The sequence below is a fragment of the Streptomyces sp. NPDC101234 genome, from assembly GCF_044767525.1.
Classification (GTDB): Bacteria; Actinomycetota; Actinomycetes; order Streptomycetales; family Streptomycetaceae; genus Streptomyces; species Streptomyces sasae.
Window position 1 is genome coordinate 31,991 of sequence record NZ_JBIWOA010000021.1, and the last position, 23,970, is coordinate 55,960.

A 23,970-nucleotide genomic window follows, 5' to 3' on the forward strand; every position below is an offset into this window, starting at 1 on the left:
TGCGTCCGGCCCCTTCAGGTCACCGGGCGGAGCGGCGGGGCCGCCCGGGTGGTGCGATGTTCGGGTGGTGCGGTGGTCCTTTTCAGGCGGCGGTCACCACGCGGCCGGCACCGAGCGGGCGGTGCGGCGCGATGATCTGGCCGTCGGGCAGGAGCTCACCGGTGTCCTCGAAGAGCAGAACGCCGTTGCACAGCAGGCTCCAACCCTGCTCCGGGTGGTGCGCCGTGAGGCGGGCGGACTCCCGGTCGGCGGATTCGGCTGTCGGACACGGCGGCTGGTGCTGGCACATGGGTGGGGTCTCTCGCTCTGTCGTGGTCATGTCGGTCCCCCGTGATGATGAGTCGGTCGGAAACCAGTGTTGCCCTCCGGGCGTTCTTCCGCAGGGATTTAGCTGCACCGCTTCTCACAGGTTGGAGACGCGTCACCCGCGCGGACGGTTCATCTCAACTGGGCTGCCAATTCGGATGGTTCCGCATGGCCGGATGGGGCTAGTCCGGACGGTGGGAAAACCCGGGGGAGAGCCATTATGGCTCTTAGGAGCGGCTATTTGCTCGTACGAGCAACGAGGGGCATTCGGTGTCCCGCCCGAGGACATAGGGGAATACGCGCGTACCCCGCCTCCCGTTCAGGGGCGGCGGGGTGTGGCGGGGTGCGGCGGGTGCAGTCGGGTACGGCCGGGGCGGTCTCAGGCCGGCGTGATGAGCAGGGGTGCCGGGGTGACCCGGTGGGTCAGTACGGGGAGCAGTTCGTCGACCAGGTGGGGACGGTGGGCCGCGATACCGGGCGGTGCCGGTGCCAGTGGGACGAGCAGATCGGTGGCGGCCGGGTGGCCCTCGGCGCCGTCCGCCGTGCAGTCGCCGTGCAGCCACAGGGTGAGCATGTAGAGGCCGGGCACGGACAACAGACGCGGCTGGTAGGTCTGTTGCAGGGCCTCGGCCTGGTGCAGGGCCCGCTCGGTGGAGGTGATGTAGGGCCCCTCGAAGAAGTGCGAGAAGGCCCAGCCGTCCGGGGTGAGCATCGTGTCGGCCGCGGCCACCGCCCGGTCGCCGCAGCGGATCAGGAAGCGCCAGCCGGCCAGCCGGGTGGCGGAGACGCCCTCCGGGGTGATCCGGTCCAGTACGTGCACGGGCAGCGGGAGTTCGGGGATCGCGGGTCCCTGCGCGGCGCGCAGGGAGGGGGTACGGGCCTCGCGGACCGCGGTGGGGGAACCGAGGGCGGTGAGGACGGAACGCAGTGCGGGCGCGGGGGCAGGAGGGACTTGCAGCGGCATGGTGGGTCGCCTCTCATTCGACAGGCGCGGTGGCGCGAGGGCGGGGGCGGACGGCGCTGTCAGCTCACGAGGGGTCAGAGAGGCGGGGGCCCGGTTCGGTGAAGAGAGGTGCGGGCGTTGCCTGCCGCACGCACTCGGACGGCAGGAACCAGGACCGTGGGCGCCAGCCTTCTGCCTTGTTCGCGGAGTTTATACGACGCCTGTTCAGGTGGTGTTTCACCGGGCCGTTTCACAGAACGGAACAAGGCGTAATTCAGCCGTCGATTCGCGGGGAATCCTCCCGATTTTCTGCCTGCCGGAGCCCTGCTGACCTCGGAATACGAGGTTGTCGCGGTCGGCCGAATGTCGTCGGCGTTTTTCACGAGGGGAACGGGGCACCCGAAGTTGCACGATGCTCCATGCCCCGTGAATGTGCCGCGGGACACATTCCAACAGAGTAGCGGGTGCCGGTGCCGCGCGCGACGTTATCGATCGCCTCCGCTGGGCATCATCCCACCTGGACTCGGGACACCGGCGGCCGGCACCCCGGCCCGCCCATTCGAGGAGGGACACTTCGATGGGGGAGAAGGTCGTGGCGGGCCGGTTCGACCTGTCCGATCGCCAGCGGTACCGTGAAAAGCTGCGCAGCTGCCTGGCGGGGCTGGAGCGGCTGCTGATGGAGAAGCGGTTCGATCGCCCCAAGAACCTGATGGGCGTCGAGATCGAATTGAATCTCGCCGGTACGGACGGTATGCCGAGAATGCTGAACGGCCAGGTTCTCGAACGTATCGCAAGCCGAGACTTCCAAACAGAACTCGCCATGTTCAACCTGGAAGTCAACATAGCCCCACACCGGCTCGGCGGCCGGGTTTTCGACCGGCTCGCGGAAGAACTCCGGACCTCGCTGGCGTACGCCGACCGCAAGGCGGGCGAGGTGGACGCCGGGATCGTGATGACCGGCATTCTGGCGACGCTGGAACGGGACGACCTGGTCTCCGCGAACCTCTCCGAGGTCGACCGGTACACCCTGCTCAACGATCAGATCGTGGCCGCCCGGGGCGAGGACTTCCTGATCGACATCGAGGGCGTCGAGCATCTCGTGTGCACGTCGAAGTCGATCGTCCCGGAGGCCGCCTGCACCTCCGTGCAGTTGCATCTCCAGGTCACCCCGGCCCGCTTCGCGGACGTGTGGAACGCGGCTCAGGCGGCCGTCGCCCCGCAGATCGCCGTCGGCGCGAACTCCCCCTTCCTCTTCGGCCACGAACTGTGGCGGGAGTCCCGGCCGCCGCTGTTCCTCCAGGCCACCGACACCCGCCCGCCGGAGCTCCAGGCACAGGGCGTACGGCCGCGCACCTGGTTCGGCGAACGCTGGATCACCTCCGCGTACGAGCTGTTCGAGGAGAACCTGCGTTTCTTCCCGGCGGTCCTGCCGATCTGCGACGAGGAGGACCCGCTGGCCGTGCTGGACGCGGGCGGGGTGCCGAAGCTCGCGGAACTCGTCCTGCACAACGGCACGGTCTACCGCTGGAACCGGCCGGTCTACGGCATCGCCGACGGCGTCCCGCACCTGCGCGTCGAGAACCGTGTACTGCCCGCCGGGCCGACCGTCACCGACGTGATCGCCAACGCGGCGTTCTACTACGGCCTGGTGCGGGCCCTCGCGGAGGATAGCCGGCCGGTGTGGACGCGGCTGCCGTTCGCCGTGGCGGAGGCGAACTTCGACGCGGCGTGCCGCCACGGGATCGACGCACGTCTGGTCTGGCCGAGGAGGGGGCGGTACGGCGGGGGCACGGCCGAGGTCGACGCGGTCACCCTGGTCCGCGACGAACTGCTGCCGCTGGCGGAGGCGGGGCTGGACGCGTGGGGGGTGGAGGCCGCGGACCGCGACCACTACCTCGGCGTGATCGACGAGCGCTGCCGGCGGAGGGCGAACGGGGCGTCCTGGCAGGCGGCGACATTCCACCGGGCGCTGGAACAGGGGCTCTCGCGACAGGCCGCGCTGGCCGCGATGACGCGGCGCTATGCCGAGCTGATGAATGCGGGGGAGCCGGTGCACACCTGGCCGGTGGGGTTGGTGGAGCCGGTGTTGACGGGGTGAGGCAGCGGGGGGAGCCGTCGCGCGGAGTGCGGGGGCCGGGAGGCCGCTGACCGTCGGCCCCGGACCGTGGCCCGCGGTGGTGCCGGTCGGTGGTGGTGCCGGTCAGCGGTCGTGCCGGTCGGCGGTGGTGCCCGTCGGTGGTGGTGCTGCTCAGCGGTGGTGTCGTTCAGCGGCGGAGGCGCTCAGGGGTGGCGGCGCGTTCGACCGGGACGAAGGCGGCGGGTCGAACACACCGCTCAAGGAACCTCGCCCGGGAGCTCGCCTCCCGGCAGGTGGCCGTACCGCGCTTCGGCAAGGTGTGACCTTCGTGCCCCCGGATCGCCGCCACCGGCCCGTCGATCGCCGGCCTGGTATCGCTCGCCGCGGACACACAGCCGATGCAGGAGGCGGCCGTCCGGGTGGCCCGCCCTCGCGCGGAGCTCGCCCCGGCCCGAGCGCGGACGACACGGTGCCGGCACCGATCCGGCAGGCCGCGCGGTGGCGAACCAAGAGCTCACGCCTGGCACCCCGTCGAACCCGCTGCCACTGCGCCTCTGGCGGCGTGTCGGCGACGGCAGACCCACCCCGGCCGAGTTGCGCGCGGCCGGGGGTCGGTGCCGGCGGTTCGGAGTTGATCGGGCAAGCTGTGACGTCCCACGACGGTGGTGGCCCTCCCTGTCCCCCGGGAGTGCTCAGCTGGAGACAGGAGTGCAGGTGGAGGCGGAGTCGGTGGCCGATGCTTATCCCGTGGAGCGGCCCTCGCGGCGGGTGTTCAGAGACGAGACACTGCTCGTTCTGGGGCTTTCGCTCGGTGCGAGCGGAGTATCCGCTCTGATCAGCTTTGTCGGATCGGTCACCAAGCCGGGCGCGCTCAAGGACCAGGCGGCGACCCTCAACGCGTCGGCCGCACCGGGCCGCCCCTGGCTGGATCTCTCCTGGCAGCTGTTCGACATCGCAGCCGCGCTCGTCCCTGTCGCCCTGGTCGCGCATCTGCTGCTGCGCGAGGGCGCGAGCCTGCGCACACTCGGCTTCGACCGCACCCGTCGCTGGCCCGACCTCGGGCGCGGGGCGGGGGTCGCGGCCGTGATCGGCAGCACCGGAATCGCCTTCTACCTCGCCGCCCGTGGCCTCGGCTTCAATCTCACGGTGGTGCCGGAGGCGCTGCCCGACGTGTGGTGGAAGTACCCCGTGCTGATCCTCTCCGCGATGCAGAACGCGATCCTGGAAGAGGTCATCGTCGTCGGTTACCTGCTGCGCCGGCTGGACCAGTTGGGGTGGAGTGCGGGCGCGGCGCTGGTGGCCAGTTCCGTACTGCGGGGGTCGTACCACCTGTACCAGGGCATCGGCGGCTTCCTGGGCAACATGGTGATGGGCGTGGTGTTCGTCTACCTGTACCGGCGGTGGGGCCGGGTCGGTCCGCTGGTCGTGGCGCATTCCCTCCTGGACATCGGTGCGTTCGTCGGCTATGCGCTGCTCGTCGGAAAGGTGGGCTGGCTGCCCACCGCGTGAGCGGTTCCGGCCCGAATAACTCTCCGACGCTTAAACAAAAAGCAGTGCGGAATTTACTCACAATGCCGCCGGGTGACGCCGTGGAATATGTCATCAATACCGCTTGTGGCTAAACGCGTTACTGGTTAGCCTGACGTCATGGTGGATACAACAGGGGAAATCTCACCCGTAGTCGAGCGGTTAGGCGATTCATTTTTCCAGGATCCCCAGGGCTTGTTCGCGCGGCTGCGTTCGTCCGCGCCGGTGACTCCGGTCATCACGCCCGAGGGCGTACGGGTCTGGCTCGTCACCCGGTACGAGGACGTGCGCGCCGCGCTGGCCGACCCCCGGCTGGCCAAGGACTGGGTGACGCACATGACGCCCGAGGACTTCGACATCAACGTGGATCCCGTGCAGGCGTATCTCGACCAGCACATGCTCAACCTCGACCCGCCCGACCACACCCGGCTGCGCCGCCTGGTGGTGAAGGCGTTCACACCGCGCCGGACGGCCGGCCTGCGGCCGCGGATCCTGGACATCACCGCCGGGCTGGTGGACGCGATGGCGGACGGCCCCGACGAGACGGAGCTGATCGAGGCGTTCGCGTTCCCGCTGTCGGTGACCGTGATCTGCGAGCTGATCGGCATCCCGGTGGGCGACCGGGAGTCGTTCCGCGAGTGGTCGGACACGCTGCTCTCCTCCCGGGGGACGCGCGAGGAGACCCGCGCCGCCGCCGTCGCCATGTACGAGTACTTCACGCACCTGGTCGCGGAGCGCAGACGGTCACCGGCGGACGACCTGCTCTCGGCGCTGATCGCGGCGCGCGACTCGGGTGACTCGCTGACGGAGCACGAGTTGCTCTCGATGATGTTCCTGCTCCTTGTCGCCGGGCACGAGACGATGCTGAACCTGATCGCGGGCGGAGTGCTGGCGCTGCTCACCCATCCCGCCGAGCTACGGCGACTGCGAGACGATCCCGCGCTGTTGCCGTCGGCGGTCGAGGAACTGCTGCGGTACGCGAACCCGCTCAACCACGCGACCGAACGATTCACCCTGGAGCCGGTGACCATCGGCGGCGCGACCATCCCCGCGAAGGAATGGGTCATGCTCGCGACGTCGTCCGCGAACCGCGATCCGTCCCGGTTCGCCGAAGCCGACCGCCTGGACGTGGGCCGGGACGCCGCGGGACACGTGGGCTTCGGACACGGGATCCACTACTGCCTCGGAGCGCCACTGGCGCGGATCGAGGGCGAGATCGCCTTCGGGGCGCTGCTGTCCCGGTTCCCCGCGCTGGCGCTGGCGGTGCCCGAGTCGTCGCTGCGGTGGCGGTCCTCCAGCCTCATCCACGGTCTGGAGAACCTCCCCGTACGGCTGCGCTGACCGGCGCCCCTGCCAGGCCGCCGGCTCGCCGTACCCGAGGCCGGCCGATACCCGGGACATCCCGGGTACCGGCCGGAACCGGCGCCGGGCCGCCGGGCCGTGACCCTATTCCTCCGCCACCGCCGGCACCGGGCCGGACTCCCGCAGCCGCTCCCGCAGCACCGCTGCCACATCGGCGGGCGCGGAGTGGTGGTAGAAGTGGCCGCCGTCGAACGCCTGCAGACGGAAGCCGGCCGACGTCAGGCTGCCCCACGCGGCGAGCCTGTCCAGAGCGACACCGGGATCCTGGCGACCGCCCATCGCCGTGATCGGCACCCGCAGCGGACCCCGGTGCGGGACATAGGTCTCCCAGACCCTGAGGTCCGCGCGGAACAGGGGAAGCAGCAGCTGCACCAGCTCCGGCTGGGCAAGTACCTCCGGTGACGTGCCTTCCAGCTGATCGACGACCGCGATGAGCTCGTCGTCCGGCAGTCTGTGCAGTACCGGCCCCTCAGGCGGCAGATGCGGAGCGCCCAGCCCCGAGACGAACAGGTGCCCAGGAGGTTTGCCGAGCGCGGACAGTTCGTGCGCCAGCTCATAGGCGAGCAGCGCACCCATGCTGTGTCCGAACAAGGCGAAATCGTGCCCCGCGCGGCTCGTGAAGGGCTCCAGTAATTCGGCGACGAGTTCCGAAGCCGAATGGAGCGCCGGCTCCCTGAAACGGTTTTCCCGTCCCGGGAACTGCACCGGGATCGCCTCTATGTCCGGGGCCAGCAATTCGGGCCAGTCACGATAGGCCGATGCCCCCGCCCCCGCGTGTGGAAGGCAGAACAACCGCACGGCGTCCGCGTCCAGGGCCGGCGCGGGAGTGGCTTCCGCCCGGCAGGGCGGGAAACAGGCCACATCGGCCGCCCGCGTCATGACCGCCCTTCCCCGGGCCGGGTGGCCGGAACGGTCCGCTGCCGGACGAGCCCGCCGATGCCGCGCGCCGTCGGATCCTCGAAGAACTCACCCAGCGTCAAGTTCACACCGAAGCGCCTGCCCACCTGCGTGAGCAGGCGTATCGCGAGCATGGACTGCCCGCCGCTCTCGAAGAAGTTCTCCTCGTGCCCGAAGCTCGGCACTCCCAGCAGCTCCCCGATGAGGGTGGCGATCTCGCCGTCGAGAGTGCCGGCGTCCGGGTGTGCGTCGGCCTCCGCCCGGCGGCCGTCGGCCTCCGCCAAAGACGCATCCGCCAAAGACGTCGAGGCCGCCGGGGAGGCCGCCGGGGAGGGCAGCCGCTCGCGGTCGACCTTCATGTTGGCGTTCTTCGGCAGTTCGGGGAGGCGGACGAGCCGGGACGGCACCATGTACTCGGGCAGCCGGTCCCGCAGGAACGCCGGCAGTTCCCTTGTCTCCGGAGTCGCTTCGCCTGCCCCCACGTAGTAACTGACGAGCGTTTTCTCCCCCGTCCGCGGGTCGGCGTCGGCGACCGTCACGGCCTCCCTGATCCCGGAGTGCAGCAGGAGTGTCGAGTCGACCTCGTTCATTTCGACACGGAAGCCCCGGATCTTGACCTGGAAGTCGGCACGGCCGAGGAAGTCCAGCGAACCGTCCGGCAACTGGCACACCAGGTCTCCGGTCGCGTACATGCGCCCGTCCGGTTCCGTCGTGAAGGGGTCGGGAAGGAACCGCTCCTTGGTCAGGTCCGGACGGCCGAGGTAACCGCGTGCGACGCCGTCACCGCCGATGTAGAGCTGGCCGGGAGTGCCCGCCGGCTGCGGCCGCAGACTGTCGTCGAGCACATAGCAGGTCGTGTTCGAGACGGGGCGGCCGATCGGCACCCGCAACTGGCCCTCGGGCATCGGCGTGACCCGGTGCGCGGTGCCGAGCGTCGTACATTCAGCGGGGCCGTACCCGTTGAGCAGGGTGCAACCCGGCAGCGCGGCGACGGCGCCTGCCGGGCGGACCGCCATGACGTCCCCGCCGACCAGAACCTGGGAGACCGTGGCGAACGTCGAAGGGTCGTCGGCCGCAAGCTGGTTGAAGAGCGGTGTCGCCATCACCATGGTGTCGATGAGACGTTCGCGCAGCGCGGTTGCCAGCCGGCCCGGTGAGAGCACCGTGTCCCGGTCGAACCCGATCAGTTCGCCGCCGTTGAGCAGCGCTCCCCAGACCTCGATCGTGGCGGCGTCGAAGGCCGCGTTGGAGATCTGGGCCACCCGGTCTCCCGCCTCGAACCTGAGGTAGTCGGTGTTCCGGGTGCGCTGGACCACGTTGCGGTGGGTGATGCAGATGCCCTTCGGCGCGCCGGTCGAGCCCGACGTGTACACCACGTAGGCGAGATCTTCGGGGCCGGTGCCCCCGGCCGGCGGGACGTCGTGAGTGGTGTCGTCCCGTACGGCGTCCTTGAGGTGTTCGGCGACCGGGACCACGGGGATTCCCAGACCGCTCGGCTCGTCCGTGCCTGCTTCCGACAGCAGCGCCACGGGCTCGGACTCCTCCAGGATGGTGCGTAACCGGGAGACCGGGTGGGCCGGATCAAGGGCCAGATAGGCACCCCCGGCCTTGACGGTGGCCAGCATGCCCACGACGACGCTGAGGTTCCGGTCGGCCTGGAACGCGACCAGCCGGTCGCGCCGCACGCCGAGTTCCCGCAGCCGGGCTGCCAGCGAGTTGGTGACCCGGTCGAGCTGGCGGTAGGTCAGTGTGACGGCCCCGTAGGTGACGGCCGGTGCGTCGGGAGAGCGTGCGACGTGCTCCGCGAAGAGATCGTTCAGCGAACTGTCCCGGATATCGACGGTCTCCACACCAGATTCCGACATGAGCGTCCAGTCCTTTCTCGCTACCTGACTGATTGGCCGGCCGGCTGCCACAACGGCATGACGTTCCCGACCTTCTCGATCATTCCGTGACAGTAGGAGCCGCTGTGGTCACGGCTCTGTGTCGGCATGAACGGATATTGCAGCCTCTTGTGATCGACCGTGAATGTGCCGTCCGCCGGAATCGTGTCGATCCGGATCGCGTCGGCCAGCTCCGGCAGGTGTTCCGTGGGCACCTGCACCGTGTAGCTGCGAGGACCGAGGTCCAGGAGGCGGAGTTCCTGGAAGCCTTCGGCGGGTACGTCCATGGGCGTGTTGCTGTACATGTAGGGGCGGTTGAGGAAGTCGATCTCGAACAGGGCCCGCACCTTGTCGTCGTCCCACCAGTCCTGGCTCTGCGCGAAACGCCGGACGTGCTCGGTGAAGAGCTCCCTGTGCTCGTGCAGCACGGAATGGATGAAGAGCCCGTAGTTGTTCACGTCGTAGTAGTCGGCGTCTTCGACGGAGCGCTCTATGTACGCGAGGATGGGGTCGTCCGGCCCCTGCACGCGTAAGAATTCCGCGAAGGCGGAGAAGACGTCCTGGTAGCGCATCCCGGACTGCTTCACGAGATGGCGGATCACCGTACGGAGACTGCTCGGGTTGTGCAGCGCGTGGAAGGCGTAGAAGTAGTACATGCCTTCGGTGAATTCCGCTACGGAGACCTCTCGCGTGCCGATGACGATCCGGGCCTCGGCGATGTCCCCGCCGGCCGGCCGGGTCAGTATCCCCATGGCGTCGGAGTGGTGATAGATGGGCGTGTTGTTGAGGAGCAGGTGAGGGTACGCGATCACGGTCTGCGCCTCGTTCTCGCACAGCGTGCCGACGCCGCGCTTGAAGGAGTCGAGGGTCTCGCCCGGCAGTGGCCAGATGAGTTCGATGTAGGAGCTGATGCGCTTCTCACGTAGGTCTTCCTGGATCGCGGCGAAGGCGCTCAGCTTGATGTTCGAGCGGGAGATCAGGTCGAGGCTGGTCGGTTCGAGGGTCTGGAGCGACACCGGCTGGGAGGCGATGAGGTTCGCGTCCTGGAAGATGCCGGTGATCTCCGTGACCGCCTTCGGCTTGTTCTTCGCCGCGGAGAAGTAGACGACGTTCGGGGCCCCGTGGTCCTGTGCGCAGTTCGTGATGTGCCGGGAGATGTCGACATCCCGGCTCAGCATTCCCCAGTTCGCGTCGGCGATGAAGAGGAAAAGTATCTCGTTCTTCGCCACCCACTTGATTTCCGCACGGACCCGCTCCTCGTCGAAGCGGTGCACCCGGTCGTTCGTGGCGGCGCCCCAGAAGCAGAATCCGCAGTGGTAGGGGCATCCGCGGTTCGTCTCCAGGATGGCGATGCTGTAGGCCGAGTCGAAGACTCCCGTCAGGAACGGCGAGGGAATGTCGTCCAGGCTGCTGATCCTCGACTGCTTCGGCGTCGTCACCAGTTCGCCGTCGCGGTAGAAGCTGAGACCGTCGACTCCATGGAGCCGCGCAGGCGCATCGGATTCGGTCAGCGCGAGGAGGTACTGCGAGAAGGTGATCTCCCCTTCTCCGTTGCAGATGGCGGTCCGTTCGTCGGTCCTGCTGAGGTAGCGGTTGCCCTGCGACATCACCTGGGGGCCGCCGAGGATGATCTGGGCGTGCGGCCTTGCCTGCCGGACGGCCGCCACGACGGACCTCACCAGGCCCATGTTCCACACGTAGCAGCTGAAGGCGTACACATCGGCGGCCGCCCCGATCAGATTCCGGATGATATCGGCCCGAGGTGTCCTGGCGACGGTCGTGTACCGCTCGAATCGATACTCGCTGCGAATCACCGAATCCGTCGTCGCGTATGCCTGGAGATAGCCGGAGGCCAGCGGTGTCATTCGCTCGAAAACGGAGAGTTCGACTAGCAGGACCTTCTTCAAATCGCTCACCCTTTCAGGAAATGGGAAGCACCCGGCGAGTGGCGCCGCCTGTGACGACCCCTTGTGAACGGTCAGCGACGCTCCGGCGCCGGCGGAGGCGCGGCGCGGGCACGGCGCGGGCGCTGAGCGGCTGGACGGGTTGCCGGAGGAGGCTGCACAGGTCGGCGGCAAGGGAAAGTCGGACGCCGGCGTTCGCGAGGATGAAGTGGGCGATGACGCCCGGCGGTCCGCTCAGGTGGGTCATCCGCGCTCGCGGGATCCGGCCGCGCGCAGGGACCGGGACGGAGCGGGACCGTCATGAAGAGCGGGGCGACCGCCATGGTGCATCGGAGGGCCCGACGGCCCGCGGCACGGCATCCGTGAGGACACGCGCGGTGACCGCGTTCGCACTGCCCCGGAGCGAGGCGGGCGTGATCACGGGTCCGACCGCCACGAGCTGGTAACCCCGTTGACCGAGTATGTGTCACCTCCATTGGCTGACGAGCAGTGGATCAGTGACCGAAACATAAGCGGTGTATCGCCCAGTATGCTAGAGGACGCATGGCATGCTGGCGAAGGTGCCGAACTTAGTTCGGAGGATTGGGGCGGGAAGGGATCGTGCATGAACTTAGTTCGCTGCTGTTGCGGCTCCCGCCGGAAGATGGTCGGCGAACCGGCCGCGAGCCGCGCCCACGAGCGGCAGATCGAGCCATCGGCGCGCGGGAGCGGGCGTGTCCGCCGCGCCCGTGGTGACCGGCGCGCCCCGTCGTCCTGGTCGTTCCGGCTCCATATTCTTGACCGGGCGTCACCTTCTGCTACCGCGTCTCTCCATGTGGACGAGTTGTGGTCACCGTTCGTGAGATGCCGTAAGCATGTACTGAGTTCAAGCAGCGAGAAGTAAGCGGTGGGGGTGTTTCGGATGCTGTCATCACATGTCGATGGACTGCGATTCCGGGTATTGGGGCCGCTGGAAGTCTGGGCGGGCGGCAAAAGACTGCAACTGACGGCTCCGAGACTTCAGATCATATTGGGCACGTTATTACTCAAGCCCGACCGCGTGGTTTCCGTGGAGGACCTGGCGCACAGCATCTGGGAGGACCGGATGCCGGCCGATCCGCCCAATCAGATCGCCATCTGCGTCTCCAAGCTGCGCGGCCGCTTCCAGCGGACACGGACCGTGCGCGATCTGATCCTGACCCAGCCTCCTGGCTACCTCCTGACCACGCGGGATGCGGAGTTGGACACCCAGCGGGTGCTGGCCCTCAGGGTGCAGGCCGACGAGCTCGCGGCCGCCGGGGACCACGCCGAGGCGGTCGCCCGTCTCGACCGGGCGCTCGCGCAGTGGCGCGGTCCGCTGCTCGCCGGCATCACCCGGCAGGCCTGGCGCGCCGAGGCCCGCGTGTGGGAGGACACGCAGGTGGCGCTGCGGGTCAAGAAGGCCGACCTGCAGCTCGAACTCAAGCAGTACGAGGCGGTGATCGGCGAGTTGTCGGCCTTCATCCAGGAGCACCCGTTCTTCGAGCGTCCGAGGGCGCAGCTGATGACGGCCCTGTACCGGTCGGGTCGGCAGGCGGACGCACTGCGCCTGTACCGCGACACCGGCCAACTGCTCGACGAGGCACTCGGCATAGCGCCGGGTACCGAACTGCAGCGACTGCATCAGGAGATCCTCAAGGGGGCCGCGCCGCCCGGCACCGAGGCCCCGCAGGTCGCGCTGGTGTCCGCCCCGTCCGTGCCCGCGTCCCCGTCGGCCGGCGGACCGTGCCTGCTCCCTCGTGACGTCGGGGAGTTCGTCGGGCGCGAGGCGGAGATGGCCAACCTCGTCGAATATCTGAGGCCCGAGGGCAGGCATGTGCCCATCGTCGAACTGGTGGGTGCCGGCGGCACCGGCAAGACAACCCTTGCCATTCACGTCGGGCATCAGCAGCGGAGAAATTTCCCGGACGGACAGCTCTATGTCGACCTGCGGGGGCTCGACAGGGACACGGTCAGTCCGGAGGAGGCGCTCGCCCGATTCCTTCGCGAGCTGGGAATTCCGGTGTCCGACATTCCGGAGGGGCTGGACCAGCGTGCCGAGAAATTCCGCGCCCTGCTGACCGACAAGCGCGTGCTCATCATTCTGGACAACGCGTCCGACGCCGCCGGTATCCGCCCGCTGCTGCCGGGGACGGGCGGCTGCGCCGTCATCGTGACGAGTCGCTCCCGGGTCGCCGCGTCGTTCTCCGCCCAGGTGGTGGAACTCGGGGGGCTGTCCACGGAACAGGCCCTGGAGCTGCTGTACCGCAGCTCGGAGCGTGAACGTTCCGACGCCGACCGGGTCGCCGCGCTCCGACTGGTCCAGTACTGCGGCAACCTGCCCCTCGCGGTGGCCATCGTCGGCGCCAAACTGGCGGCCAAGCCGCACCGGACGATGCGCCGTCTCGCGGAGCGGCTCGCGGACGAACGGCGCAGGCTCGACGAACTGGTGCACGACAGTCTTGCCGTCCGCACCAGCTTCGAGCTCTCCTACGACTGCATCAGCACCGACGCCCAGGTGCTGTTGCGCAGGCTGTCCCTGCTCGCCGTACCGGACTTCGCGGACTGGCTCACCCCGCACCTGGTGGACCTGGGCTGGAACGAAGCCGAGGACCTGGTCGAGGAGTTGGTGGACGCCCGGCTCATCGAGGTGACGGGACGGGACCGGGCGGGCCAGCTCCGCTACCGCCTCCACGATCTGGTCCGGCTGTTCGGGGCCGAGCGGGCCGACGGCACGGAACCGGAGTCCCAGCGCCGCGCCGCGGTCGAGCGCACAGCCCGCGCCGCTCTCGCCCGGGCCGAAACGGCTCACCGCACCGTCTGCGGCGGTGACTACTCCGTCGTGCGCAGCGGTACGGCGGGCTTCGACGGCGACAACGCCTTCACCGAGTACGAGGACACCGACGCCCTGCTCTGGTACGAGGCCGAGCGCACCACCCTGACCACTCTGGTGCGGCAGGCTGCCGGACACGGGTTGGACAACGTTGCATGGGACCTCGCCGCGGTGTGCCGCTGCCTTTTCAGCACCCGCGGGCACTACGAGGACTGGCTGGCGACCCATCAGCACGCGCTGGGCGCCGTGCGCACGGCAGGCAACCGCAAGGGCGAGGCCGCACTGCTCCTCGGCCTGGGTGATCTGCACCTGGACAAGGGCGACTTCACCCGGGCGGCCGTCCTGCTGGACCAGGCCCACACGAGGTTCACGGAGGTGGGGGAGGACTACGGTGCCGCGCTCGCGCTGCGCAGCGCAGCCCGCGTGGACCGGATCCTCGGCCGCTACGAGCAGGCGCTGGAGCGCTGGCAGGAGTGTCTGCCCGTGCTCACGGCCCATGGGGACCTGGAGGCCCGGACCCAGGTGCTGAGCTGGCTCGGCCTGACCCTGCTCGAACTGCGGGATCCGGAAGGCGCCGAACCCTATCTGCGGCAGGCCGAGGACGTCACCCGCGGCTTCGCCGGCAGAGTGGCCGGGCAGGTGCGGCTGGCCCTCGCCGATCTGCTGCGTGAGCAGCGCCGACCGCAGGAGGCGGAGGCCGAGTACGTCCGGGCCCGGGAGCTGGCAGCGGCGCTCGGCGATGTCTTCGGCATCGGCTACGCCGACTTCGGCCTCGGCGTCGTGGCGCTGGAGAGGGGGCAGCACACCGAGGCCCGTCGGCTGCTGAGCACCTGCCTGCAGTCGGCACGTGCGGTGGGCGATCCACTGCTGGAGGCGCTCAGCACGTTCTGTCTGGCCGGCGCGAACGGGCACGACGGCAGGCTCGACGAGGCCGAGCGACAGCTGCTCCAATCCGCCGCGATCTACCGCGACCTGGGCTCGCCCGTACGTTACGCGCGTTGCCTGGACGCCCACGCGGGGGTGATCGACCAGCAGGGCGGAGACGCGGCCGAGGCGGTCGGCCTCCGTACCAGGGCGGCGGCCGCGGTGGCCGGCACGGGCTCGCCCCTTGCGGTCAGGGCCTTCGACCGCAAAGCGGGCTCTCGCTACTCGCTCGTTCTGTGACCGTCGGCCCCGACGGCCCGGTATTTCCGTTCGATTTCCATCCGATGTCAGAGGAAACATGCAGGTCGGAAGGGTTTTTGAGGGTGTGTGACACCGTTGGGCAAGTTCCTTGCCGCTCACGGCCGGCATCGGAAAGGATGGGTGACAGCGGCGGGTTCCACCGGGACGACGGTGTCTCGAAGGTGTCGGACCGCAGACTCCCCCCACCTCCTTTCCGCCGCTTCCTCTTCCCGAATGTCAGCGTCGGTCATCCGGTCCTTGTCGTGGGCCCGAACACTGACCAAGCATCCATGAATCTCGCACCTTGAGATTGCTTTCGAAAACAGTTGGCTCAGGGCGGTGCCCCATCCATGCACCCGTCCATACTGGATAGAGAAGGTCAACGTGGAGCAGCAAGACAACGTCGCAGTCGACTCAGGTATCCGGATCGATGACTTCCGTGAAGTGATCGATTCTCTGGACCTGCAGATCATAGAACTCATCAAGCGTCGACGGGATCTCTCCTCCCAGATTCAGCAGCAGCGTATACGTGAGGGCGGCACTCGCACCGTTCTCTCCCGCGAGAAGATTATTCTCGACCGTTATGCGGCCGGTCTCGGCTCCGAAGGGACCGCTCTTGCACTCAATATCCTGAGCCTTTGTCGGGGCCGGATTCCCAAGGCCGCGGCCGAGGCGGGTGGCGACCCCCGGGACGCGGCGTGAAGGCGCCGGCGGCCCTCACGGCACGCCTCGGCGACATCTCTTTCCTCAACTGCGCACCCATTCGCTGGGGCCTCGCGGACAGCGGGGCGGTCCGCGACGTCGGCCTGGTCTCCGCGCCGCCGGAGCGGCTTGCCGAAGACCTGCTGTCGGGCGCCGTGGACATCAGCCCGATCAGTCTCGTCAGATATCTGCGGCACACCGAGGACCTGTGTCTGCTGCCGGGGCTCGCGATCGGCAGCGACGGTCCGGTGGGCTCGTGCCACATCGTCTCGCGTGACCCGCTGGAAAGCCTCGACGGACGCCTGGTCGCGCTCTCCGAGGCCAGTCGCAGCACCGCCCTGCTGGCCAGGATGCTGCTGGAGGACGCCATCGGTGTGCGCCCCGTGTACCGCACCCTGCGGCAGGACCTGGACGGGATGCTCGGCACGGCTCGGGCCGCCGTGGTCATCGGGGACGACGCCCTGCGGGTGCGGGCCGAGGCGCCGCCCGGCCTCACCGTCCACGACACCGGTGCCATGTGGCGGGACTGGACCGGGCTGCCCATGATCTTCGCGGTCTGGGCGGTGCGCCGGGAATTCGCCGAGGCCCGCCCGGACGCGGTGCGCGACGTGCGGGCCGCACTCACCGACGCGGTCGCGCGAGCCCGTCGCCACCCCGTCGAGGTGGCCGCGGCAGCGGCGCGCGAGTCGTACCGGAGCCGGGCCGGCGCGCTGGAGGTGCCCCTGCTGCTCGACTACTACCGGCTGCTCGACTACTCGCTCGGCGAGCGCCAGCTGGCCGCGATACAGGAGTTCGCCGAACGCGCCGCCGCTCGTGGCGAGGTGCCCGCCCCCGCGTCCACGCGCATAACGATCCACGGAGGGTGAACATGATCCGTCACATCGTGCTCTTCAAATTCAAGGACGGAATCTCCTGGGACGATCCGAGGGCGCAGGAAGCGGAGCGCTTCGCGGTCAAGGTGGGCAGCGAGGTGCCCGAACTCCATGAATGGATCCCCGGTCGCAACATATCGACCCGAGCCGTCGCACACGATTACGCGGTGATCGGTCTGGTGAGTGACGAGGAGGCACTGGAGCGCTATATGGTGCACCCGTTCCACCAGGAAGCGATCCGTCTGTGGCGAGAGATCAGCGACTGGGTCATCGCCGATCTCGAAGAATAACAACAGGTCAACTCAGAGCAAATATCCGGCAGATTGATATTTGCGTCAGTTAATGCATGGAATGGTAGGGAAAGACTGTGACTGCTCAGTACGAGAAGTGCGCCTTCGTCGTCGAGAAGGACCTGGCTGCCGGGCTCGCGATGAACACCGTGGCGGCGCTCTCGATGTCCGTCGGCCGGTTCGTCGACGGGATCATCGGCGACGCCGTCAAGGACGCCGACGGCGAGGCGCACATCGGCATCACGGCGATCCCGCTGCCCATCCTGAAGGGCGAGACGACGGACCTGCGGGACATCGTGCTGAAGGCGGCCGGCATGCCCGATGTCTTCGTCGTCGACTTCACCGCGGTCGCGCAGTCGTCGCGAAGCTACGACGAGTACACCCGCCGCACCGCCGAGGCGGCCACCGCCGAGCTGCCGTACATCGGAGTCGCCGTCTGTGGCAGCAAGAGCGCGGTGAACAAGCTCACCGGCAGCCTGCCGTTGTACCGCTGACGCAACCGACACGAGGGAAGCATGTTCACCGTCTTCAACGAAGAACTCGCCAAGGAAGCCCGCGAGATACGCGATCGGCACCAGGCGTTCGCCGCCGGCCGATGGACCGATGCCGAGCTTGCCGACCACCAACTCCGTGAATTCCGCCGCACGGTGGCGTACGTGAAGGCGAACTCGCCGTTCTACGCGCGCCACCTGGCCGCGATCGACCCCGACTCCGTCACCGCCGTGACTCCCGGGCAGCTCGCCTCCGTACCGTTCACGACCAAGGACGACCTGCGGCGCGAGTTCGAGAACGTGCTCTCGCTGCCGCTGTCCAAGGCCTGGATCTTCTACGAGACCACCGGCACCACCGGCCGGAGCACGCCCTGCCCGCGGAACAACACCGACTCGCTGCACAACAACACGGCGCTGACGGTGTACTACGACACGATCTTCCGGCAGTTCGGCGACGAGCAGGTGATCGGCGTCTCCGGGCCGACCGAGCTGCACGCCTTCGGGGACACCTTCGGCGACGTCTGCCGCAACCTGGGACACGCGGTCGCCAAGATGTGGCCGCACTCGCCGATGGTCGGATACGACCGTGCGCTGGAGACCCTGCGCGTGCTTCCGGCCACCGGTCTGTTCAGCACCCCCGGCATGGCCCTGTCGCTGGCGAAGAAGGCGTACGCGGCCGGTCTCCACCCGCGGCGCGACTTCCGCCTCGACGTCCTGATGTGCACGGGGGAACTCGCCTCTCCCAGCCTCCTCGACAACATCGGCGAGGTGTGGGGCGCCAAGGTGTACAACGCCCTCTACGCCTCGCAGGAGGCCTCCGTGATGGGCGCGGCCGGTGCCGACGGCACGCTGTACACGGCCCCCCTGCTCAACCTGTACGAGGTGATCGACCCGGACACCGGGCACGCGGTCGAGCCGGGACCCGACGGCGTGCGCACCGGCGAACTCGTCGTCACCTCCCTCTACCAGGGCAGCAAGCCGCTGGTGCGCTACCGCACGGGTGATCTGGTCCGGTTCGGCCCCGCCGCCGCGGACCGCACGCTGCCCGCGCCCACCCTGGAGGTGCTCGGCAGGACCCGGGACACCCTGCTGATCGGCGGCAACCGGATCAGCGGCTACGACCTCGAGGAACTGCTGCTGACCCACCCCCGCGGCTACCTCGACTACCAGATCGTCATCGACGCGGTCGACGGCCGGGACGAGCTGACCCTCCACTTCGAGACACCCCCCGACGGCGAAGGCGTGCGCATCGACGAGAAGGCGATCGCGGCAGCCGTGCGTGAGCGGCTCGACGTCCCGGTCCGGTTCGAGTACGGCCCGCTCGGCGGCGTCACCACGACCGGCGCCATGGTCAGCTGGAAGGCCGCCAGGGTGGAGGACCGGCGCCCTGCCGCTCCGGACGCCGAGCGCGCCGCCGCACTCGCCGTGGCCGGCGGGAGGGCCCAGTGACCAGCGCCGTAGCGACACCCACGGGCGCGACGGCGCCGGCCGTCGCGGCTCTGGCCTACCACGACGGGGAGTTCGTGCCGCTGGAGCAGGCCCGGGTGCCCGTCACCACCCAGGCACTCCAGTACGGTACGGGCGTCTTCGAGGGCATCCGCGCCTACGCCCAGGCGGACGGCGGCCTCGCCGTCTTCCGCGGCCGTGACCACTATCTGCGCTTCCTCAGGAGCTCGCGGACCCTGCGCATCGACGTGGGACTGGACGCGGAACAGCTGTCGGAGGTGACCGCGGAACTGCTGCGCCGGATCGGGGCGAGCGAGGACACCTACGTCCGCCCGCTGGCGTACAAGCGCTCGCTGCTGCCCGGGACGCCGCCCGGCGTCCAGCTCCAGGGGGTGTCGGACGCGCTGTCGATCAACGCCTTCCGGATGGGCTCGTACACCGACCGCGCCGGGATCCGGGTCGCGATCAGCTCGTGGCGCAGGCCGGAGTCCGGTGTCCTCCCCGTCCGCGCGAAGGTCACGGGGGGCTATGTCAACAACGCGCTCGCCGTGGACGAAGCGCGGGCCGCCGGATACGACGACGCCATCCTGCTCAACAGCCGTGGTCAGGTGGCCGAGGCCAGCACGTCCAACGTGTTCGCCGTCGTCCGCGGGCGACTGGTCACCCCGCCGCTCAGCGCCGACCTGCTCGAAGGCATCACGAGGGACACGGCGGTCACCCTGGCCGCCGACCTGCTGGATGTCGGGACCGACTTCACCGACCTCGGCCGCGACGACCTGTGCAACGCCGACGAGGTGTTCCTCACCGGCACCGGCGCGGAGATCGTGCCGGTGACCGAGATCGGCGGCCGCCCGGTCGGGGAGGGCACCCCCGGACCGCTCACCACCGCTCTGATGACCGCGTACCACAAGGTCGTCCGAGGTGACGACCAGCGCTATCGCCACTGGCTCCAGCCCGTCCGGCCCGCCGCGGCCCGGCCATCAGCAACTGGGGGAACAACATGATCCAGACGGCAGGTTGGATAGACACCGAACTGTCCTCGGGCCCGTCGGTCCGGAGCATCGGCACGCTGGGCCCCGCCGGTACCAGCAGCGAGCAGGCGGCCCTGTACCTCTGGGCGGACCGCGCACCCGAGGGACCGCCCGCCATCCGCCTCTACGACTCCTACGAACAAGCCGGCTCGGCGCTGCGCCTGGGTGCCGTCAGCCACGTCGTGATCGCCAACGCGTACGCGTCGGTGCACAGCTTCTACATGGACCCTTCGCTGCGGTTCGCGGGGGCGTTCCTCTTCGACACCCCGCACTACGGCATCGCCGTCTCCCCGGGCCACCGCATTCCCGGCGCGGCCCGGGTCGCCACCCATCCGGCACCGGAGGCACTGGTCGAGGAACTCCTCCCGGCGGAGTACTCGGTGGCGGAGATCCGCTATGCCGCCTCCACCAGCGCGGCCGCCGACAAAGCCCGCCGCAGGGAGACCGACCTCGCCCTGACCACGCAGCCGGCGGCCAGGGCCAACGCGCTGGAATTCATCTCCCGTACCCGGCCGATCCGCATGCTGTGGTCGGTCTTCACCCTCGCCGGTGCGGACTCCTGAAGGAAACAGGTACCCCCATGCTGCTGATCGACCGTGCCACGGTTCGTGAGCTCTATCCGGTCGAACTCGCCATGCCGGTGATGGCGGAGGCCATGCGCCGGTACAGCGGCGGCCAGGTGGAACTGCCGCTGCGGACCATCCTCCGGCCGGAGAAGGACACCGGCCTGCTGGGCACCATGCCGGGCTTCGTCGCCGGGGAGGACCTGGCGGGGTACGGGCTGAAGGCCATGGTGCTCAAGCCCGAGAACCCGGCGCGCGGCCTTGACCTGCACATCGGGGTCGTCCTGGTCTTCGACCCGGGGACGGGTGCTCCGCTGGCGATGATGGACGCGGGAGCGGTGACCGCGGTGCGCACCGCCGCGGTGTCCGGCGTCGCCACCGAGGCGCTGGCGCGGCCGGACGCGGGCGATCTCGCCGTGCTCGGCTCCGGGGTGCAGGCCCGCAGCCACCTGGAGGCCATGCACCTGGTCAGGCCGCTGCGCCGGGTCCGGGTGTGGAGCCGTACCGCCGAGAACGCCGAGGCCTTCCGTGTCTGGGCGGACAAGGAGCTGGGTGTCGAGGTGGAGACCATGGCCACCCCGGCGGCGGCGCTGGCCGGGGCGGACCTGGTGTGCACCACGACGGCCGCCAGGGAACCCGTCGTCCAGGCGGCGGACCTCGCGCCCGGGGCGCATGTCAACGCCGTCGGCGCGTCCTTCATCGACCACCGTGAACTGTCCAGCGAAGCCGTGGCCGGCGCGTCCCTCTTCGTCGACAGCCGGGAATCGGCGCTCGCCGAGTCCGGCGATCTGCGGGCGCCGCTCACCGAGGGCCTGGTCGGGCCCGGCCACATCCGGGCCGAACTGGGGGAAGTGCTCCTCGGCACCCGGCCGGGCCGCCGGGAGCCGACGGAGATCACCGTCTTCAAATCGCTCGGCCTCGGCGTGCAGGACATCATGTCCGGCTTCGCGGTCGCCGAGGAGGCCGCAGCCCGGGGACTGGGACAGACCTTCGAACTCGACTGACCCGAGTCGGGAAACAGCAGAGGAGCACGACAGGAATGAGCTCTCTTTCGCCCTCGCCGCGTGTCGTGCTCGACGGCATACCGGCCTATGTGCCCAAGCCGCCGCAACCGCCCGCCACGGGCGTCTCGCACCGGCTCTTCCTCAACGAGAACCCGTATCCGCCGCTGCCGTCGGCCCTCGCGACGATCTCCTGGGCCGCTTCGCAGACCAACCTCTACCCGGGGATCTTCCCGGAACAGCTGACCGACGCCCTCGCCCGCAAGCTGGACGTGCCGCTCTCGCATGTCGTCACCGGCCCGGGCTCCGTCGGCATCTACCAGCAGCTCGGCCAGGCCATGCTCTCGCCGGGCGACGAAGTGGTCTATGCCTGGCCGTCGTTCGAGGCCTTTCCCATCGTGGTACGGATGGCCGGCGCCGTTCCGGTCGAGGTGCCGCTCACCGGCGAACTCCACGACCTGGAGGCGATGGCCGCCGCCATCACGCCACGGACCACCATGGTGCTGCTCTGCGAACCCAACAACCCCACGGGGACCGCCGTCGGGGCCGCCGAGCTCAAGCGGTTCCTGGACCGGGTGCCGGGCCATGTCCTGGTGGTGCTGGACGAGGCCTACTTCGAGTTCTGCCAGGGGCCGGACGCGCCGGACGGGGTGGAACTCCACCGTGACCGGCCCAACCTGGTGGTGCTGCGCACCTTTTCGAAGGCCTACGGGCTGGCCGGGCTGCGGGTCGGCTACGGCGTGGCCCACCCCGAGATCGCCGAGGCCCTGCGCAAGTGCGCCGTGCCGTGCGGAGTGAGCCGGATCGCGGAACAGGCGGCCCTGGCGGCACTGGACGCGGAGTCCGAACTCTTCGACCAGGTGGACAGGATCACCGCCGAACGGGAGCGGCTGCGGGAGGCCCTCGGCCGGCAGGGCTGGAGCATCCCGCCGGGCGCGACCAACTTCCTCTGGATGCCGCTCGGCGACGACTCCGACCGGGTCGCCGCCGCACTCGAGCGGCGCGGACTGCTGGTGCGCAACTTCTCCGGTGCCGGACTGCGGATCACCGTCGGCCGCCCGGAGGCGAACGATCTGCTGATCGAGACGCTGCAGGGCCTCACATCGGTTCGATGACGTTCTTGCGCAGGTGTCCGTAGACCACCGAGGTGCGTACGTCCGCGAGTTCCTTTCGTTCGGTCAGCTTGTCCAGGACCACCGAATGCAGATGGTCCATGTCGCGAACCGCCGCGTGCAGGAGGAAGTCGTCGTTGCCCGTCAGCACGAAGACCGCTATCACCTCGGGCATCCGCGCCACGAACGCCTGGAACCGCTCGATGACCGTACGCGTCGGCGGCCGCACCTTGACGGCGATGATGGCCTGGAGCCCCCGGCCGAGCGCGGGGAGGTCGACCTCCGCGTGGAATCCGAGCAGTACACCGCGGTCACGGAGGGAACGCACCCGCTCCAGGCAGGTGGAGGGGGCGATGCCCAGCTCCTGAGCCAGGTCACGGTTGGTGCGCCGACCGTCTTGCTGCAGCAGCCGCACCAAAGCCGAATCTAGTTCATCCATATTCCGTCAAGCTCCACACTCGCCGAATTATATTCGGCCACCATGCCACATTCCCGGACCCATTGCTAGTGTGTTTGCGCGGACACCGTTCAAGATTCGCTCCTGTGATATGTGGGCCGGACGGTGTCGGGGAGCTCGTAAGGGAAGGGGTATGTGGGGTGGACGAGCGGAAGAGCCGGACCTTGGCGATCTGTTCGGTCGTGGCGGCCGCGCTGTTCTGGAGCAGCTCGTACGCGGTGACCAAGGAGGTGCTGGCGGACGTCGGGCCGCTGACCATCGGGGCCATCCGCTTCACCGTCGCCGCCGTGCTGCTCGCGGCCATGGTGCGCTTACGCCGTAACCCGGTCGCGCGGCCGGATGCCCGCCAGCGACGGATGATCTATCTGAGCGGCCTGCTCGGCATCACGGTCTACTTCGTGCTGGAGAACATCGGCGTCGAGCTGTCGACCGCCTCCGACGCCTCCCTGATCGTCGCGTCCTATCCGCTGATGACCATGCTCATGGAGCTGGTGGTCTTCCGGAGCAGGATGCCGCTGATCCGGGTCGGCGGTGTGCTGCTGGCCACGGCCGGCGCCTTCCTGGTCGTACGCAACGGCGCGGAGGTCGGAGGCGCGGCACGCTGGTTCGGCGATGTCCTGCTGCTGCTCGGCGGCTTGGTCTGGGGCGGCTACAACGTGCTGGTCAAGCAGGCGGGCCGTGGACAGGACGCCGTGAACCTCACCTTCTACCAGACCGTGGCGGGCGCCGCCGGCTTCCTGCTCGCCTCGCTCCTGGAGGCCGGGGACTGGAAGGTGCCGGACGCCACGACCTCGGTGCTGCTCGGCTATCTGGCCGTGGCGTGTTCCGTCGGAGGCTTCCTGCTCTACAACTACGGCCTGCGCCGGATGACTTCCAGCGTCGCGGTCAACATCCTCAATCTGGTGCCGGTGTTCGGTGTGCTCGGTGCCGTGGTGATCAACGGAGAGACAGTCCGGCTCGCGCAGGTGTTCGGCGGCGTGATCATCATCGCCGGTGTGGCACTGGGGCTCGTGGAACGCCGCACGGTCGCCGAGAAGGCCGCGGTTCCGGAGCCGACCCCGGTGGGTGAGCGCGCCTGAGGGAGCCGGTGGGAGCCGGTGACGCCGAAAAGG

20 protein-coding genes are annotated in these 23,970 nt (G+C 69.1%); 14 read left to right on the forward strand and 6 right to left on the reverse strand.

Annotated features, from left to right (window positions below):
* Positions 1-82 precede the first annotated feature (82 nt).
* Positions 83-289 (reverse strand): DUF5999 family protein, encoded by a 207-nt coding sequence (locus ACIRR9_RS33090; protein WP_089105610.1) that lies wholly within the window; start codon positions 287-289, stop codon positions 83-85.
* Between the two features lie 396 nt (positions 290-685).
* Entirely contained in the window at positions 686-1,270 is a 585-nt protein-coding gene (locus ACIRR9_RS33095; RefSeq protein WP_365343432.1) for a hypothetical protein, read from the reverse strand.
* A 556-nt stretch (positions 1,271-1,826) separates the two neighbouring features.
* Here ACIRR9_RS33095 and ACIRR9_RS33100 point away from each other — a divergent pair.
* The 3 genes from ACIRR9_RS33100 (at position 1,827) to ACIRR9_RS33110 (ending at position 6,194) form a co-directional block, all read left to right on the forward strand.
* A complete protein-coding gene (locus ACIRR9_RS33100; RefSeq protein ID WP_403759435.1) occupies positions 1,827-3,347 on the forward strand; it encodes a glutamate--cysteine ligase in 1,521 nt (506 codons plus the stop codon).
* A gap of 687 nt (positions 3,348-4,034) precedes the next feature.
* Positions 4,035-4,835: a CPBP family intramembrane glutamic endopeptidase gene (locus tag ACIRR9_RS33105; RefSeq protein ID WP_123978664.1), complete on the forward strand. Its 801-nt coding sequence runs from the start codon at positions 4,035-4,037 to the stop codon at positions 4,833-4,835.
* Positions 4,836-5,048: 213 nt separating this feature from the next.
* Positions 5,049-6,194, forward strand: a complete 1,146-nt coding sequence (locus tag ACIRR9_RS33110) for a cytochrome P450 (RefSeq protein ID WP_403759439.1) — start codon at positions 5,049-5,051, stop codon at positions 6,192-6,194.
* Positions 6,195-6,299: 105 nt separating this feature from the next.
* Here ACIRR9_RS33110 and ACIRR9_RS33115 read toward each other — a convergent pair whose 3' ends face one another.
* Genes ACIRR9_RS33115 through ACIRR9_RS33125 form a run of 3 tightly spaced genes read right to left on the reverse strand, consistent with a single transcriptional unit; the run spans position 6,300 to position 10,911 of the window.
* Positions 6,300-7,094 (reverse strand): thioesterase II family protein, encoded by a 795-nt coding sequence (locus tag ACIRR9_RS33115; RefSeq protein ID WP_403759442.1) that lies wholly within the window; start codon positions 7,092-7,094, stop codon positions 6,300-6,302.
* On the reverse strand, positions 7,091-8,977 hold the full coding sequence (locus ACIRR9_RS33120) for a non-ribosomal peptide synthetase (RefSeq protein ID WP_403759445.1): 1,887 nt from the start codon (positions 8,975-8,977) through the stop codon (positions 7,091-7,093). Before ACIRR9_RS33120 ends, ACIRR9_RS33115 begins: the two co-directional genes overlap by 4 nt.
* A gap of 20 nt (positions 8,978-8,997) precedes the next feature.
* A complete protein-coding gene (locus ACIRR9_RS33125) occupies positions 8,998-10,911 on the reverse strand; it encodes a cobalamin-dependent protein (protein WP_403759448.1) in 1,914 nt (637 codons plus the stop codon).
* Positions 10,912-11,938: 1,027 nt separating this feature from the next.
* On the opposite strand from ACIRR9_RS33125, the gene ACIRR9_RS33130 reads away from it, so the two are divergent.
* The 10 genes from ACIRR9_RS33130 (at position 11,939) to ACIRR9_RS33175 (ending at position 22,404) form a co-directional block, all read left to right on the forward strand.
* Entirely contained in the window at positions 11,939-14,893 is a 2,955-nt protein-coding gene (locus ACIRR9_RS33130) for a BTAD domain-containing putative transcriptional regulator (protein WP_403759451.1), read from the forward strand.
* 384 nt (positions 14,894-15,277) lie between these two features.
* The gene (locus ACIRR9_RS33135; protein WP_403759454.1) at positions 15,278-15,595 is read left to right on the forward strand and encodes a chorismate mutase; all 318 of its coding nucleotides are present in this window, start codon (positions 15,278-15,280) and stop codon (positions 15,593-15,595) included.
* Positions 15,592-16,461: a menaquinone biosynthetic enzyme MqnA/MqnD family protein gene (locus tag ACIRR9_RS33140; RefSeq protein WP_403759456.1), complete on the forward strand. Its 870-nt coding sequence runs from the start codon at positions 15,592-15,594 to the stop codon at positions 16,459-16,461. The genes ACIRR9_RS33135 and ACIRR9_RS33140 overlap by 4 nt, the downstream gene beginning before the upstream one ends.
* Before the next feature lie 2 nt (positions 16,462-16,463).
* Complete coding sequence (locus ACIRR9_RS33145) at positions 16,464-16,757, forward strand: Dabb family protein (protein ID WP_403759459.1); 294 nt, start codon at positions 16,464-16,466, stop codon at positions 16,755-16,757.
* Positions 16,758-16,834: 77 nt separating this feature from the next.
* A complete protein-coding gene (locus ACIRR9_RS33150; RefSeq protein WP_123978673.1) occupies positions 16,835-17,251 on the forward strand; it encodes a DUF2000 domain-containing protein in 417 nt (138 codons plus the stop codon).
* A 21-nt stretch (positions 17,252-17,272) separates the two neighbouring features.
* Positions 17,273-18,697: a phenylacetate--CoA ligase family protein gene (locus tag ACIRR9_RS33155; RefSeq protein ID WP_403759462.1), complete on the forward strand. Its 1,425-nt coding sequence runs from the start codon at positions 17,273-17,275 to the stop codon at positions 18,695-18,697.
* Positions 18,694-19,698, forward strand: a complete 1,005-nt coding sequence (locus ACIRR9_RS33160) for a branched-chain amino acid transaminase (protein ID WP_365343410.1) — start codon at positions 18,694-18,696, stop codon at positions 19,696-19,698. Before ACIRR9_RS33155 ends, ACIRR9_RS33160 begins: the two co-directional genes overlap by 4 nt.
* Positions 19,695-20,288 (forward strand): prephenate dehydratase domain-containing protein, encoded by a 594-nt coding sequence (locus tag ACIRR9_RS33165; protein WP_365343408.1) that lies wholly within the window; start codon positions 19,695-19,697, stop codon positions 20,286-20,288. Before ACIRR9_RS33160 ends, ACIRR9_RS33165 begins: the two co-directional genes overlap by 4 nt.
* 17 nt (positions 20,289-20,305) lie before the next feature.
* Entirely contained in the window at positions 20,306-21,292 is a 987-nt protein-coding gene (locus ACIRR9_RS33170) for an ornithine cyclodeaminase family protein (protein WP_403759465.1), read from the forward strand.
* Positions 21,293-21,327: 35 nt separating this feature from the next.
* On the forward strand, positions 21,328-22,404 hold the full coding sequence (locus ACIRR9_RS33175) for a histidinol-phosphate transaminase (protein ID WP_403759468.1): 1,077 nt from the start codon (positions 21,328-21,330) through the stop codon (positions 22,402-22,404).
* Here ACIRR9_RS33175 and ACIRR9_RS33180 read toward each other — a convergent pair.
* Positions 22,388-22,840: an Lrp/AsnC family transcriptional regulator gene (locus ACIRR9_RS33180; RefSeq protein WP_123978679.1), complete on the reverse strand. Its 453-nt coding sequence runs from the start codon at positions 22,838-22,840 to the stop codon at positions 22,388-22,390. The two genes, ACIRR9_RS33175 and ACIRR9_RS33180, sit on opposite strands and share 17 nt — an antisense overlap.
* A 158-nt stretch (positions 22,841-22,998) precedes the next feature.
* Between ACIRR9_RS33180 and ACIRR9_RS33185 the strand changes: the two genes are divergently transcribed.
* Entirely contained in the window at positions 22,999-23,937 is a 939-nt protein-coding gene (locus ACIRR9_RS33185) for a DMT family transporter (protein ID WP_365343402.1), read from the forward strand.
* The last annotated feature ends 33 nt before the right edge of the window (positions 23,938-23,970 follow it).

Excerpts from the sequence above, each read along its gene's own strand:
- ACIRR9_RS33175 (WP_403759468.1), top strand. The coding sequence starts at position 21,328 with ATGAGCTCTCTTTCGCCCTCGCCGCGTGTCGTGCTCGACGGCATACCG.
- ACIRR9_RS33100 (WP_403759435.1), top strand. The coding sequence starts at position 1,827 with ATGGGGGAGAAGGTCGTGGCGGGCCGGTTCGACCTGTCCGATCGCCAG.
- ACIRR9_RS33120 (WP_403759445.1), bottom strand. The coding sequence starts at position 8,977 with ATGTCGGAATCTGGTGTGGAGACCGTCGATATCCGGGACAGTTCGCTG.
- ACIRR9_RS33095 (WP_365343432.1), bottom strand. The coding sequence starts at position 1,270 with ATGCCGCTGCAAGTCCCTCCTGCCCCCGCGCCCGCACTGCGTTCCGTC.
- ACIRR9_RS33165 (WP_365343408.1), top strand. The coding sequence starts at position 19,695 with ATGATCCAGACGGCAGGTTGGATAGACACCGAACTGTCCTCGGGCCCG.
- ACIRR9_RS33115 (WP_403759442.1), bottom strand. The coding sequence starts at position 7,094 with ATGACGCGGGCGGCCGATGTGGCCTGTTTCCCGCCCTGCCGGGCGGAA.
- ACIRR9_RS33145 (WP_403759459.1), top strand. The coding sequence starts at position 16,464 with ATGATCCGTCACATCGTGCTCTTCAAATTCAAGGACGGAATCTCCTGG.
- ACIRR9_RS33170 (WP_403759465.1), top strand. The coding sequence starts at position 20,306 with ATGCTGCTGATCGACCGTGCCACGGTTCGTGAGCTCTATCCGGTCGAA.
- ACIRR9_RS33090 (WP_089105610.1), bottom strand. The coding sequence starts at position 289 with ATGTGCCAGCACCAGCCGCCGTGTCCGACAGCCGAATCCGCCGACCGG.
- ACIRR9_RS33155 (WP_403759462.1), top strand. The coding sequence starts at position 17,273 with ATGTTCACCGTCTTCAACGAAGAACTCGCCAAGGAAGCCCGCGAGATA.
- ACIRR9_RS33180 (WP_123978679.1), bottom strand. The coding sequence starts at position 22,840 with ATGGATGAACTAGATTCGGCTTTGGTGCGGCTGCTGCAGCAAGACGGT.